This window comes from Streptomyces fuscigenes, from assembly GCF_021556455.1.
Lineage (GTDB): Bacteria > Actinomycetota > Actinomycetes > Streptomycetales > Streptomycetaceae > Streptomyces > Streptomyces fuscigenes.
In genome coordinates this window covers 1-12,930 of record NZ_JAKGCV010000133.1, presented here as the reverse complement: position 1 = coordinate 12,930, position 12,930 = coordinate 1, and the positions used below count along the sequence as shown (strand labels likewise).

Genomic DNA, 12,930 nt, shown 5'->3' with positions numbered 1-12,930 from the left:
CAGCGCCGACCCGGCGCGCGTGTCGAGGCCGTCCACGCGCACGATGTCCTTCACCCCGACGGCCACCCCGTACAGCGCGGGCCCGTCCCCGGGCGCGGCGCCGAACCGTTCGTCGAGGCCGGCCGCCTCACGGGCCAGCCGCCCGGGCCGGTCCGGCTCCGGGACGAACGCCTGGATCCCCGGGTCCAGGCGCCGCACCGCGTCGAGTGTCCGGGCCGCCGCGGCCGCCGCCGGCGACGCGGCCGGTGCCGCCTCCGTGGTGGCTTCGGCCGCCTCCGCTGCCGTGTTCGTCGTCGCTGCCGTCCCGTCCACGTCCATGCCTCCCGAGTGCCGACGCTCACCGTGCGCCATCCTCGCACGCACACGCGGTGAAGGCCCGGTGCCGGACGGTGGAGCGTCGCGAACGGCGCTCCGTCCGCAGCCCGTTCAGCGACCCCGGACGCCGTCGAGGAGGGAGGCGACCACCAGGTCCGCGGCGCGGCCGGGATCGAGGTCGGTGAAGTCGTGGGCGGCCGTGTCGACGAGGCCGCCGAGCATCGCCATGGCCCAGCCCTCCGGGAGGTCGTCGCGGACGAGCCCCTCGTCGGCGGCGCGCCGGAAGAACGCCGCCAGCCGGGCGCGCTGGCCGTCGGCGCGGGCGAGTGCCTCGGGGTCCTCGTTCATCATGCGCCGGATGTCCAGCGGCCACCGCCGGCTGACCGGGACGATCGACTCCACGTAGCGGTGGAGTGCCACCGCCACGGGCGCCTCGGTCAGACGCGCCTCGTCGAGGACGGCCTCGGACGCGTCGAGTTTCGCCCGGTAGACGGCCGACAGCAGCGCCTCGCGCGTCGAGAAGCGACGGTAGACCGTCCGGCGGTCCACCCCCGCCTCGGCGGCGACCGCCGCGATCGTCGTCGCGGGGTCCTGCGCGAGGAGGCGGGCGCCGGTGCGCAGGACGGCATCCAGATTGCGGGCGGCATCGGCTCTCATGCGGATAAGTGTACCTTCGGTGTGGCAGAACATTGCGGGAAGTGCGGCCCGGCCCGGTCCTGGGCGGTGGGCGTGGGGGAGGGGTGGCGGGGTGGCGGGGGCGGCCTCGGGCGCGCCTCGGACGCGCCCCCGGCAAGGGTCTGCGCGGTTCCGTCGGCGACGGGCTCCTGGGGCCGGGGCCGTGGCGGAGTCCCCTCGACCGAGGCGGACCCGGCCCTGAAGGGCTTCGATGGCCGGGTTCCGTGAGCGCCGAGAACGTTACTGACACTCTCGTGAGGCACTTACTTGCACTTACCGCGTCGGAGTCGTAGCCTTTCCCCATGACATAGATCCGATGCACCACCCCGCGACGGGCCCGTGGCGCGGTTCCCGCATCCGAACGGCGCACGCCGTGGCGACGTCCCGTCCACGCTCGGTGCCGCTGTCTCGCAGGCGGCGCCCGGCCGATCACCAGGTACCGGTCGCCGGGCACTGATCACGTGCCACCTGCCACCTGCCACCTGCCACCTGGCGTCGCCCGTCGTGTGTCTCCGGTCCCCGGACCCACCGGTGGTCCGGCAGGCGCTCCCGGCACCGTCGCGCGGCTCGGCGCCCGTGTCCGCACACACTCCCGGTGTGCACGCCCGGACCTCCGCGTACCGCGTACGCCGCCCGAACCCCGCTCAACCCACCCACGTCCGCCCCGCACGCACCGCGCACGTCCCGACTCCGCACGCACCGCGCACGTCCCCCGTATCGGCGCCGCCCGTTTCCGGTGTGCCCCGGGGCGCCCGTGTGCTCACACCACCCACCGCGCCACCGAACCTCCCCGGCGCAGATCCCGGGGCCACCGGCCTCCCGGCGCGAGAAAGCAGTGACATCATGATCGTCCGCGACAAGCTCTACATCGGCGGCACCTGGAGTGCCCCCAGCAGCCCCGAGCAGCTCGACATCCTCTCCCCGCACGACCAGTCCCTCGTGGGGCGCTCCGTGCAGGCACTGCCCGCCGACGTGGACCGTGCGGTGGCCGCGGCCCGCGCCGCGTTCGACGAGGGACCCTGGCCCCGGACCACACCGGAGCACCGGCAGGAGGTCGTCGCGCGCCTCAACGCACTGCGCGAGGCACGCGCGGAGGAGATCGCCGCGCTCATCACCCTCGAACGCGGCAACCCGCACTGGTTCAACGCGGCGGGGCAGGGCGGCCTGACCCGGCAGGCACTCGGATACCTCAAGGCGGCCCGGGAGTTCGGCTGGGAGGAGACGCTGGAGTCGTCGGTGCCCGACGCGGGGTTCCGCAGTGTGGTGCGGCGGGAGGCGATCGGCGTGGTGGCGGCGGTCATCCCGTGGAACTCCCCGTTCTCCTCCGCACTCGCGAAGCTGATCCCCGCGCTCCTCGCCGGCAACACCGTCGTGCTGAAGGCCTCGCCCGAGAACTCGCTCAGCATCGGGCTGCTCGGGGACATCTTCGCCGAACTCGACCTGCCCGAAGGGGTGGTGAGCATCCTGCCCGCCGGCCGCGAGACCAGTGCCTACCTGGTGGCGCACCCCGGCACGGACAAGGTCGCCTTCACCGGATCGACCCGTGCCGGCCGTTCGATCGCGGCGGTCGCGGGCGAGCAGCTCAAGCGGGTCGGGCTGGAACTCGGCGGGAAGTCGGCCGCGATCCTCCTGCCCGACGCGGATCTGGAACGGGCCGTGCCCTCGCTGAAGTTCTCCTCGCTCGCCAACAACGGCGAGGCCTGCATCGCTCAGACCCGCATCCTCGCCCCGCGCGAGCGCTACGAGGAAGTCGTCGCCGCGCTCAAGGAGTTGCTGGAGGGTCTGAAGGTCGGCGACCCCTCCGACCCCGACACCTTCGTCGGCCCGCTCGTGCGCGCCGACCAGCAGGAGCGGGTGCGCTCGTACATCCGGCTGGGCGTCGAGGAGGGTGCGCGGCTGGTCACCGGGGGCCCTGAGTCGCCCGAGGGCCTGGAGCGCGGCAACTACGTGAAGCCCACGCTCTTCGCCGACGTGGACAACTCCATGCGGATTGCGCAGGAGGAGATCTTCGGGCCGGTCCTCGTCGTCATCCCCTACGACGGTGAGGACGACGCGGTGCGCATCGCCAACGACTCGGAGTACGGCCTCAGCGGCGGCGTGTGGACCGCCGACGCGGCCCACGGGCTGGAGATCGCCCGCCGCGTGCGGACCGGGACGTTCACGGTGAACGGCGCGCCCATCGGCTTCGACGGCCCCTTCGGCGGCTACCGGGCCAGCGGCACGGGCCGCGAGTACGGCGCCGTCGGCCTGGCCGGCTACGTCGAGCACAAGACTGTGACGATTCCGGCCTGACGCCGGCGCGGGTGACCGTACAAGAGGGCTGGTGTCGGGGGGCCGTGACCGGGGGTGCGGCGGGTGAGCCTGCCGCCGGTGCGTGCCGGCGGCCGGGACACGGCCCGGCGAGCCTGTGTCGATGTGTCTCGATGCGCGCCGACACCGGCCCCGCGTCTTTGGCCGCTCGGGGCGCAAGGGCCACGCTGGGGGCATGCGCCCCCTCCGCCCCCGCGGCGTCCTGCCCGCCGCCTCGGCCCTGCTCCTGACCGCGCTGCTCGGCGCCTGCGGCGGCCCGCACCCGCCCGCCGCCTCCGCGAAGGACCCCTCCGCCTCCGCGCGCACCGCGGGCCCTGCCACCTCGGGCACGGGCCCGGGTGCCGCGGCCTCCCCGGGGTCCACGCCGGCGGGCACCCCCGCCGCCGGGACCGTGCCCGTACCGGCGCCGGCCGCCGCGCTCGACGCGCTCCGGCGCCGCTACGGTGCCCGGCTCGGCGTGTACGCCCTGGACACCGGCAGCGGCCGCGAGATCGGCTACCACGCGGACGACCGGTTCGCCTTCGACTCCACGTACAAGGCGCTCGCGGCGGGTGTCCTGCTGCGCCGCGCCTCGGACGCCGACCTGGACCGCGTCCTCACCTACCGCGCCGAGGACCTCCAGAAGTATTCGCCCGTCACCCGGGCGCACGTGTCGACCGGCATGACCCTGCGCGCCCTCCTCGACGCGGCCCTGCGCCACAGCGACAACACGGCGGCCAACCTGCTGCTCGACCGCCTCGGCGGGCCCGCCGGGCTCCAGCGCGCGCTGCGGGGCACGGGCGACGTGACCACGCACGTGGACCGAGCGGAACCGGACGTCAACTCGGCGATCCCCGGCGACGTGAGGGACACGAGCACGCCCCGGACACTCGCCACCGACCTGCGGCGCTTCCTCCTCGGGGATCTCCTGACCGCCCGGAGGCGCGCGCGGCTGACGACCTGGATGCTCCACACCACCACCGGCGGCCCGTACATCCGCGCGGGAGTGCCGGCGGGCTGGCGGGTGGGCGACAAGACGGGCAACGGCGACTACGGCAGCCGCAACGACATCGCCGTGGTGTGGCCGCCGATCGGCGCCCCGGTCGTCCTCGCGATCCTCTCCGCCCGGGGGCACCGCACGTCATCCTCCGACGATGCCCTCATCGCCGACACGACGAAGGCCGTGCTCGCCGCGCTGCGTTGAGTCCGCGCCCCACCGTCGCGGACGGTGGGTGCCCGGTCAAGCGGGACGGACGTACGCCCGCCCCTCGGGTGGCGCGTACGTGCACTGCTCCCGCCGGGCGTTCACCGGTCGACGGCGGGCCCGGCGCCATGGTCGAACGGCCCCTCCTCCGCGAACCGGCGCAGGCCGCGTGCGAAGATCTCGGCCTCGCCGGGCGGCCACGACGCGAGGCTGTCGCCGATCAGCGCTGCCAGGCGCCGGCGCAGCCGCGCCACCGTCCGCTCGCCCGCGTCGGTGAGGACGAGGAGCGCGGCCCGCCGGTCGGACGGATCGGGCTCGCGCCGGACCAGGCCCGCGTCCTCCAGCCGGCTCGCCCGGCGCGTGACGCCCGAGCGGTCGATGCCCGCGTCCGCCGCCAACTGCGCCGCGCTGCACGGGCCCGTCCGCGCGAGTGCGCTCAGCACGGGGTACGTCAGCTCGTCCACCGCCTCGCCCATGCCGTCGGTCAGTGCCCGGTGCAGCCGGGTGCGCGTGGTGCGCCTGAGCAGCAGGCCCAAGGCGTCTGCGATGTCCTGTCCCGTCCCGTCGTCCATGCCCCCACCATAACGTGCGCGACGCACGCAACGGTGTTACGGTGGGGAAAGAGCGTGCGTTGCGCACACATACCCCACTTCTCAAAGGAGACCCCAGTGCACGCCACCGGCATGGCCGCAGCCCTCGACGACCTGATCTTCAACCCCGGCCTCACCGTGGAGGAGGCCGCGGACCGCCACTTCACCCCCGGCTACCGGCAACGCACGGACGGGACCTGGGACGACCGCGCCGGATTCGTCGAGCACATCGGCCACCTGCGCACGGTCGTGGCCGGTGGTCACGTCGTGGTGCACGACGAACTGCGCGACGGCCGGAAGTACGCCGACCGTCACACCGTCCACCTGACGAAGAGGGACGGCTCCGCCCTCCGCGTGGAGGTGTACGCCTTTGGTGACCTCGCGTCCGACGGGCGCTTCAGCCGCGTCGAGGAGACCACCTTGATGATCGAGGGTGCGGAGGCCGACCGGGGCATCGGGAGCGCACGCTGATCCCGTGGACGCCGTCCGTCCGGCCGGGCGGCGGGACGAGCAACGGCATGCCCCCGCAGCGACGTTGCCGCGGCGCGGGTGTCCCAACGCCGTGCCGGCGCCGGTGCCCTGCCGGGGGAGGGGCACCGGGGCGCGGCCCCGGCCCGGGTCTCACGGTGCGTGATCGGGTCGCCGGCGACGACAGCCAGGGCCGGTGCGGGCGCGGAGACTCCCTCGGGTGAGAACCAGTTCTCCCCGGGAGTCTGGGCGGCGCGCGACTGGCCCGACATGGCCGACGGAGAGGGGCCGCTCCCCGGCGTGTGGCGAAGTGGGACAGGACCGGTGGCACCGGATCGCGGGGCGGCGGCGCGGCCGGCGTGTGCGGGGGCCACCGCGCCGGGCGTTCGGGCCGGGACGGCCGGAAGGGGGCGCTCCCGTACGGCGGGCCCGTGGAACGGGGTGGTGTGTTCCGCGTGCCCACAGCGGCGGACTACGCCGAGCCCGAGCGGGGGGCAGGGCGGTTCCGCTCCACCCGTCCACCCGCCGCGGCACGCGCCGGGAGGCGGCGGCGGGGGTACGCGGCACTTCCGGTCATGCCGGCGCGCCCGCCCGCACCCCAGGACCGCCCCCGATCGGAAGGGGCTCGACCGCCCGGTGTGCACTCCCGCCCATGGCAACGTCGTTGAGTCCCGGGCGACCGGCTGCCGGGCCCCGCGGCGACCGCCCTCCTTCCGGAGTGTCGGGGCCGGGGCCGGTAGCACGAGCATCTGCACCGCAAGGTCGTCCCTGGCCGCCCTGCCGCACGAGGGGCTTCGGGGCGCCCGTCTCTCCAGTGCACCTGCCGCCCGGCACCGGTTCGGCCGCCCTCGCGGAGGCGCTGGGGGGTCCGCCCGAGCCCTTCCGTGGGACATCGACTGCCGGGGCGGGGCGCATTCCCCCAGGAGGGTTTCAACGCTCCCGCGTCGCTCCCGCGGCTCCCGCCGCGCTCTCTCCCAGGACGACGTCCCACGCCGAGGAGTTGAGCCCCTCGGGAGTGTCGTCGATGCCGAGCGACTCGAAGCCGCCGTTGAGGTGCAGCACGGTCAGCCCGTGCGCCGTGGCCCACAGGAAGCGGGCCACCTCGTACGAGGGAACGGCGGTGGGCAGCAGCCGTGCGGCCTGGGCCCGCTCGACGTAGTGGATCATCGGGGCGAAGGCCGCGCCGCGGGGGCCGCCCGCCTCCTCGCTGTAGCGCCCGTTGAACATGATCTGGAAGAGCTCGGGGTGGTCGGCGGCGAAGGCCAGGTAGCCGATGCCGAACAGCTTGAGCTGCTCCACCGGGCTGACGCCCGGCTCGACCACCCCTTCGAGCCGCCGCAGCAGCTCCTCGTACCCCTGCGCCGCCACGGCGCCGAGAAGGGCCTCGCGGCTCTCGAAGTGCCGGTACGGCGCGGCGGTGCTGACGCCCACGCGGCGCGCCAGTTCGCTGAGGCTGAAGTTGTCGGGGCCCTTCTCCTTCAGCAGCTCCCGCGCGCCAGCGACGAGCGACTCCTTGAGGGATCCGTGGTGGTAGCTGTCGCGCTGTCTGTCGCCTGGCTCCATGTTGACGACTCTAACATCGAGCCGTATGTTCATGGCGTTCACATTGACTCCTCGCGGCCACCGCGCAGAGGTGGCGACCGCCGTCGCCCCCTGCCCGCCACGCCGTTCTCCGGCATGCGCCGGGTGCCGTGACGTTTCGCCGGTGGACGCAGGACACGGCTTGAGGCAGGAGAAGAATCTTGGACGTCATGGAGTCGACGAGATCCGGCGACGTGAGCGGAGCCCCCGCGGGAGCCCTGCCCCGGTCCGCCTGGCTCGATCTGATGGTGGACGCCGTCGCGACCGCGGCCGTCGAAGAGGCGTGCCCCGAAAGCGCGGGCGGCGCGGCCTTCCGCAACTGCCTGACCGCCCTCGTCAGGGTGCACGTGCAGGTCATGGCCCTCACGGCCTTGTCGTCCGGCGGCCGTGGGGCTGTCGTCGAGGAGCCCGCCCGGCGCCTCGGCCGCTGGCTCGCCGAGCAGCGCGTCCCGGCACCCACGGTGAAGGACCTCTACTGGACGGCCATGCGCCGCATGCTCGACCTGTGGTCCGAGACGCAGTGGCGGGGCCTCGCCGCGGCGGGGGGCGGCGCGGCCGCGTCCGGTGAGCTCGTGACCCGGGCCACCCGCCTGGTCATGGACCTCACCGAGGAGGGCAAGGGCCTCGCGCTGGCGGCGCACGAGGCCGCCACCGCCGACCTCCTGCGCGGCGGCAATCCGAGGCGCCGCGATCTCGTGCTGGAGATCCTCGACGGCCGGCACCCCAAGGCCACGTTCGCGCTGGAGGCGGACCTGGGGCACCGGCTCTCGGGATCCCACCTCTGCGTGCTGATACGCGCCGACGACCTCGCGGGGGCCCAGAAGGTGTTCCGCGCCGCGCAGGCCGCGACGAAGATCCGCGACGGTCTGCTCGTGGCCATCGACGGCACCACCTGGGCCGGGTGGCTCAGCCGGCCCCGCCCCCTTGACGCCGGCGCACTCGGCGCGCTGCGCGAGGCGCTCGCGGGTACGGGGGCACGCACCGCGATCGGCGGCCCGCGAACGGGGCTGGACGGGTTCCGTCGCGCCCACCAGGAGGCCCGGAGAGCCGAGGACATGCGTTCCGTGCTCGCCCTCGACGGTGAACTCTGCCTGAACTTCAACGACTTCGCCCTTGAAACGGTCCTGTTGAGTGACGTCTCGGCCGCGAGTGCCTTCGCGGCGGACGAGTTGGGTGAGCTCGCGGACCGGACCCCGCGGGCCGCCCGCATCCGCGGCACGCTGTTCGCCTGGCTCTCGTCCGGCTCCCAGACCCTCACCGCGTCCCGTCTCGGCATCCACGAGAACACGGTCCGGCTCCGCCTCGCCACCGCGGCCGACGCCCTCGGTCCCGACTTCACCGACCGCCGGATCGAACTGCTCACGGCCCTGCGGCTGCACCGCGCGCTGGGCGCCGACCGCCTGCTGACGGCGGCGGGCCTGGCCACGCCCGACAGCTGAACCACGCGCCGCCCCTCGGCTTCGCGGGCCGGCCGGGCACCGCCCCGGGCACGTCGGTCACGGTCCGAACGCGCGACGGGTGCCCGTGACCTGCCGACCCCTCCGGCGGGCGCCCGCGACCTGCGGCCTGTCGCCCTTCTCCGCCCGTGCCGTCAGGCCGTACCGGTGCCCCGCGTTTCGGGGGCCGCCTCCCTTCCGGCCCCTCCGCCCTCTCCGGCCCTTCAGCTCTCTCCGGCCCCTCCGCCTTTCCCGCTCCTTGCACGTGCCGCCGCGCCTCGATCCCGGCGCCGCGGGCGGGTGCTCCGCGCGTGCGGCGCTTACCGGGCACTGAACATGATCGCGAAGAGCGGGGGGTGTTCGAGGACGAAGCCTGTGCAGCAGGATCCGAACTGCCGCAGCCGTTCCACCGGGCCGCTCCCGTGCCGCGTGGTCTCCCGCAGCCGCTGGGACAGCGGTTCTCAGCAGGAGACGGCAACGGGCGCCGTGTGATCGCCCCCGCGTGAACTCACCTGACGGGGGCCCCGCCGGCCCCCGCAACGCCCGGCCTGCGAGGGCGGGGCCCCTGCCCGCGGGAGGGCGCCGGCGTGCCGGACAGTGCGTCCCGGGATACGGGACCCAGTATCGGCGGCCCGCAGTGTCGTCGCGATACCGCTCTTCGACAGGTGGGCCGCAGCGGGCCTGTGGCCCCGCGACACCCACGACCCGGCGACGGGGCGGCCCCGGGCGGCCTGTGCCGGGGCGACACCGGGAGCGTCCGCACCTGTCGTCGAGGGACACGGCCGGGCCCGCGGGCCGCCCCTAGCGTGGAGCGTGCGGCCCGCCCGGACACCGCCGGGCCCACACCACCACCTCGATCAAGGAGAACCATGCTGTCTCGACGTCTGCTCGCCGCAGCCGCTCTCGCCGTGGCGCTCGTCGGTACCGGCGCAGCCACGGCCACCGCGGCCCAGGCGAGCCCTCAGCAGTCCCAGAGCGTCTGCGACGACCTCCGAGCCCGTTTCGAGCAGGCGCGGGACGCAGCCGTCGCGGCGCGGCAGCAGGGTGCCCCGGCGGACGAGGTCCGGGCCCTCGTGGAGAAGGCCGATGCGGCCGACGCCGCCTACGGCAAAGCCGGTTGCGCCTGAGTCCGTACGACAACGCCGGCTGCGCCTGAGCCCGTACGGCATCGAGACGTGCCCGGCCCGTACCCACACCACGCTGAGGAAAGAGACCATGGACGAGGCCAGTACCCCCGGCAACTACACGACAGCGGTGCTGGAACGGCTGCGGGCGAGAGGGGACCGCGACTCGATCGTGGTCGAGGGCCGGCGGATCAGCGGCAGCGAAGCACACGGCACGGTACTGGAGTTCGCCGCTGCCCTGCGCGCCGCCGGACTCCGGCCCGGCGATGGTGTGGCGCTGTTCGCGCTCAATTCCCCGGAGGCCCTGCTCCTGGAGATCGCCGCACACTTCGTGGGTTGCAGGCTGGTGTTCGTGCCGCTGACCCTCGGCAGGAGCGAACTCGGGGGTCTGATCGGGCGCGCGGAAGTGAAGGTGCTGCTCTTCGATCCCGCCGTGGCGGACCGGGCGCTGCCGGCCGCCGAACAGGTCGGTGTGCCGCGCGTCTTCAGCATCGGGCCGTGCCCGGGAGCGGTGGACTTCCCGACCACGGCGAAGGGCGGGGAGCGCCTCGCGCCCGACGAGGCCGCCCACAGCCGCCACGTCGCGACCCTCTTCTACACCGGCGGCACCACGGGCCGACCCAAACTGGTCGTCCACCGCCACCGCCACTACGAGGAGCTGGTGCGGGACGCGGAAGGCTACCTGTCCACCGCGTCGGACCCCTCGGTCCTGACCAGCGCCGCCGTCACACACGCCAGCGGCCACCGGACCTCACTGGTGTGCATACTGACCGGCCAGACCATCGTGCTGATGAGGTCGTTCGACGCCGGCGCCACGCTGTCCCTGATGGAGAGCGAACAGGTCACCGGTGTGATGCTGGTGACGGGATGGCTGTACGAACTGCTCGACCACCCGGACTGCCTCCCCGGCCGCTTCCCCGCCCTGCAGCGGCTCTTCTACAGCGGCGCGGCCGCCGCCCCGGAGCGCCTGCGCCAGGCGATCGAACGCTTCGGGCCCGTGCTGCACCAGCTGTACGGGGCGTCGGAGACCGGCAGCATCGCCGAGCTCATGCCGTGGGAGCACGACCCGGCCAGGCCCGTGACGCTCTCCGGGTGCGGAAGCCCGTCCAGGGGTGTGGAGGTGCAACTGCGCGACGAGGACGGCAAAACGGTCGCGGCGGGCGAGCCGGGAGAGCTGTACCTGCGCGCCCGCAACGTCATGGAGGGGTACTGGAGGGACCCGGAGCGCACCGCGGAGGTGCTCGACGAGGAAGGCTGGTTCCGCAGTGGCGACATCGCGCGCCAGGACGAGGACGGGCACCTGTACCTGATCGACCGGGCGCGGGACGTCATCGTCTGCGACCGCACGGCAGGCAACGTGTACTCGCGCCTCCTCGACGACTTCCTCGCCGCGTACCCGGGCATCGCCGAGGCCGCGACCGTGGGCCTGCCGGACGGTGAGCGCAAGGAGGCCGTGCACGTGGTGCTGGTCCTCGCGGACCCGGACGCGAAACCGGACCTGCCCACCCTCACCGACCGGATCACCGAGGCGCTCGGCGAGGACTACGCACCCGCCTCGTACTCGTTCGCCCTCTCGCTTCCCCGCACGGCCGTCGGCAAGACCGACAAGAAGGCGCTGCGCGCGTCCCTGGCACCGGCCGGGGTGTGAGCTGCCCGGGCGCCGCGTGGGCGCCCGGGCGGTGCCGTGCCCCGCGGCCTACGGAACCGGCGTGAAGGTCCCCGCCTTCGTGGCGAGGGCCTGCAGCGAGGCCTGGCCGGGGATGCCGTCGGCGTCCGAGCCGTCGTAGCCCAGCGAACGCTGGAACCGGGCGTACGCGTCGACCGTGGCGCTGCCGAACGCCCCGTCCGAGCCGTAAGTCCCCGGCAGGAGGCCCAGCTTGACGAGAGCCGCCTCGACGGGCTTCACGTCGGCGGGGTGGGTGGTGTGACCCTGGGCAGCCTTGGGGTCCGCCTTCGCGGCGGCCACCAGGTTCTTCAGGGACACCTTCGGCCTGACGACGGCCTGCCCGGTGCCGGCCCATGCGCGGAGCTGGTCCGCCGTGCCCTGGTAGACGTTCGTGTCCACGGGGCTGTTGGTGTACTGGTGGAAGGTCCACTTGGCCTTGATCTTCGGCTTTCCCGCCGGGACGCCGTACTCCGCGATCCACAGGAAGTCGCCGTAGTAGCCGGTCTTGTCGATGCCGAGCCACGAGCTGGTGTTCGTGTAGAGGCCGACCTTGTGTCCGGGCCGCAGGGCCTTGATGGCCTTGATCAGGGCGTCCTTGTCGGCGTTGCTCGCCATCGTGCCGCTGCCCGTTCTCTCCCAGTCCACGGCCATCAGGTCGCCCTCGGCGGTCACGGACCTGTCGGCGAACCACTTGGCCTGCGCCTGCACGTCTCCGGGCCACATGAAGTGGTACTGCCCGAAGACGAGCCCCGCGCCTCTGGCCCGGGCCGCGTGCGCGGCCTGGGACGAGTCGACGACGGTGTGCCCCTCGGTGGCCTTGGCGAACACGAACGACAAGCCCGATGTCGACCAGGTGGGTGCCTGGTAGTTGCTGACGTCGATGCCTTTGATCATGGTGCGCTCCTTGCGGACATGAAGAACCCCCACGGTACGAGCCGTTGAAGCCGAAGGAGAGGCTTTGCCCAAGTCCGTGCGGGACGGGACGGGCAGCCCGTACTCTGCGCGCGTCCTTCTCCCCGCCGTGATGGCGTACGGGCGGGGCGGGCGGGATCCCCGCACGTGCGTGAGCGCCGTGGGGCGAGGACCCCGTGACCGGGAGAGGGACGCCTCGAACGGAGTTGCCGCGGCCTCCGGATCACCCGTCCTGCCGGTTGCCGGTGCCGGTTGCCGCCTGCTGCTTGCCGCCTGTCGTTCGGCGTCCGCCGCTTGCCGTCCAGCGGTCGCGGGGCCGGTTCGCGGCCGCCGGGGGCGGCGCGGAGAGCGGCGGCGGGCATCACCAAAAAGGCCCTCTCCGCGTTTCCGCGGAGAGGGCCTTCCATGAAGGGTGAGTGACGGGACTCGAACCCGCGGCCACCTGGACCACAACCAGGTGCTCTACCAACTGAGCTACACCCACCATGACCGGTCCGTTTTCCGACCGGCCGAGAAAAAGTGTACAGGGTCCGCGGGGGTGCTCGCGCCGTCGTTTCCGGTGTCGCCGCGCGCACCGCCGACCTGCGGCGCGGGCCGCGCCGCAGGCGCCGCGGAGCAGGGCGCGACCCGGGCCTCGCGCGGACGTCCGAGGTGGCCCCCGGCGGCCCGG

10 protein-coding genes, 1 tRNA gene and 1 pseudogene are annotated in these 12,930 nt (G+C 73.9%); 6 read left to right on the top strand and 6 right to left on the bottom strand.

Features of this window, described 5'->3' with window-relative positions:
* Window positions 1-312, bottom strand: a pseudogene (locus L1885_RS13515) (hypothetical protein); the annotation flags it as partial.
* A gap of 114 nt (window positions 313-426) precedes the next feature.
* A complete protein-coding gene (locus L1885_RS13510) occupies window positions 427-972 on the bottom strand; it encodes a TetR/AcrR family transcriptional regulator (protein ID WP_235797327.1) in 546 nt (181 codons plus the stop codon).
* Window positions 973-1,833: 861 nt separating this feature from the next.
* On the opposite strand from L1885_RS13510, the gene L1885_RS13505 reads away from it, so the two are divergent.
* A complete protein-coding gene (locus tag L1885_RS13505) occupies window positions 1,834-3,282 on the top strand; it encodes an aldehyde dehydrogenase (RefSeq protein ID WP_235797326.1) in 1,449 nt (482 codons plus the stop codon).
* Between the two features lie 193 nt (window positions 3,283-3,475).
* The gene (gene bla / locus L1885_RS13500) at window positions 3,476-4,483 is read left to right on the top strand and encodes a class A beta-lactamase (RefSeq protein WP_235797325.1); all 1,008 of its coding nucleotides are present in this window, start codon (window positions 3,476-3,478) and stop codon (window positions 4,481-4,483) included.
* A gap of 101 nt (window positions 4,484-4,584) precedes the next feature.
* Here the strand turns inward: bla and L1885_RS13495 are convergent, their stop codons facing one another.
* Complete coding sequence (locus tag L1885_RS13495; RefSeq protein WP_235797324.1) at window positions 4,585-5,055, bottom strand: MarR family winged helix-turn-helix transcriptional regulator; 471 nt, start codon at window positions 5,053-5,055, stop codon at window positions 4,585-4,587.
* Window positions 5,056-5,166: 111 nt separating this feature from the next.
* On the opposite strand from L1885_RS13495, the gene L1885_RS13490 reads away from it, so the two are divergent.
* Window positions 5,167-5,544 (top strand): nuclear transport factor 2 family protein, encoded by a 378-nt coding sequence (locus L1885_RS13490; RefSeq protein WP_268984045.1) that lies wholly within the window; start codon window positions 5,167-5,169, stop codon window positions 5,542-5,544.
* A 927-nt stretch (window positions 5,545-6,471) separates the two neighbouring features.
* Here L1885_RS13490 and L1885_RS13485 read toward each other — a convergent pair.
* Entirely contained in the window at window positions 6,472-7,137 is a 666-nt protein-coding gene (locus tag L1885_RS13485) for a TetR/AcrR family transcriptional regulator (RefSeq protein ID WP_235797329.1), read from the bottom strand.
* Between the two features lie 155 nt (window positions 7,138-7,292).
* On the opposite strand from L1885_RS13485, the gene L1885_RS13480 reads away from it, so the two are divergent.
* From L1885_RS13480 to L1885_RS13470, 3 genes are all read left to right on the top strand, one after another.
* Complete coding sequence (locus L1885_RS13480; RefSeq protein ID WP_235797322.1) at window positions 7,293-8,561, top strand: PucR family transcriptional regulator; 1,269 nt, start codon at window positions 7,293-7,295, stop codon at window positions 8,559-8,561.
* 866 nt (window positions 8,562-9,427) lie between these two features.
* Complete coding sequence (locus L1885_RS13475; RefSeq protein WP_235797321.1) at window positions 9,428-9,685, top strand: hypothetical protein; 258 nt, start codon at window positions 9,428-9,430, stop codon at window positions 9,683-9,685.
* A gap of 88 nt (window positions 9,686-9,773) precedes the next feature.
* Window positions 9,774-11,330, top strand: coding sequence for an AMP-binding protein (locus L1885_RS13470; protein WP_235797320.1), 1,557 nt, complete (start codon window positions 9,774-9,776; stop codon window positions 11,328-11,330).
* Between the two features lie 48 nt (window positions 11,331-11,378).
* Here L1885_RS13470 and L1885_RS29185 read toward each other — a convergent pair whose 3' ends face one another.
* Window positions 11,379-12,242 (bottom strand): GH25 family lysozyme, encoded by an 864-nt coding sequence (locus L1885_RS29185; RefSeq protein ID WP_308117322.1) that lies wholly within the window; start codon window positions 12,240-12,242, stop codon window positions 11,379-11,381.
* 429 nt (window positions 12,243-12,671) lie between these two features.
* Window positions 12,672-12,744, bottom strand: a tRNA-His gene (locus L1885_RS13455).
* Window positions 12,745-12,930: the final 186 nt, after the last annotated feature.

What these genes read in the sequence shown, in the direction of transcription:
- L1885_RS13510 (WP_235797327.1), bottom strand. Translation starts at nt 972, where the DNA reads ATGAGAGCCGATGCCGCCCGCAATCTGGATGCCGTCCTGCGCACCGGC.
- L1885_RS13505 (WP_235797326.1), top strand. Translation starts at nt 1,834, where the DNA reads ATGATCGTCCGCGACAAGCTCTACATCGGCGGCACCTGGAGTGCCCCC.
- bla (WP_235797325.1), top strand. Translation starts at nt 3,476, where the DNA reads ATGCGCCCCCTCCGCCCCCGCGGCGTCCTGCCCGCCGCCTCGGCCCTG.
- L1885_RS13495 (WP_235797324.1), bottom strand. Translation starts at nt 5,055, where the DNA reads ATGGACGACGGGACGGGACAGGACATCGCAGACGCCTTGGGCCTGCTG.
- L1885_RS13490 (WP_268984045.1), top strand. Translation starts at nt 5,167, where the DNA reads ATGGCCGCAGCCCTCGACGACCTGATCTTCAACCCCGGCCTCACCGTG.
- L1885_RS13485 (WP_235797329.1), bottom strand. Translation starts at nt 7,137, where the DNA reads ATGAACATACGGCTCGATGTTAGAGTCGTCAACATGGAGCCAGGCGAC.
- L1885_RS13480 (WP_235797322.1), top strand. Translation starts at nt 7,293, where the DNA reads ATGGAGTCGACGAGATCCGGCGACGTGAGCGGAGCCCCCGCGGGAGCC.
- L1885_RS13475 (WP_235797321.1), top strand. Translation starts at nt 9,428, where the DNA reads ATGCTGTCTCGACGTCTGCTCGCCGCAGCCGCTCTCGCCGTGGCGCTC.
- L1885_RS13470 (WP_235797320.1), top strand. Translation starts at nt 9,774, where the DNA reads ATGGACGAGGCCAGTACCCCCGGCAACTACACGACAGCGGTGCTGGAA.
- L1885_RS29185 (WP_308117322.1), bottom strand. Translation starts at nt 12,242, where the DNA reads ATGATCAAAGGCATCGACGTCAGCAACTACCAGGCACCCACCTGGTCG.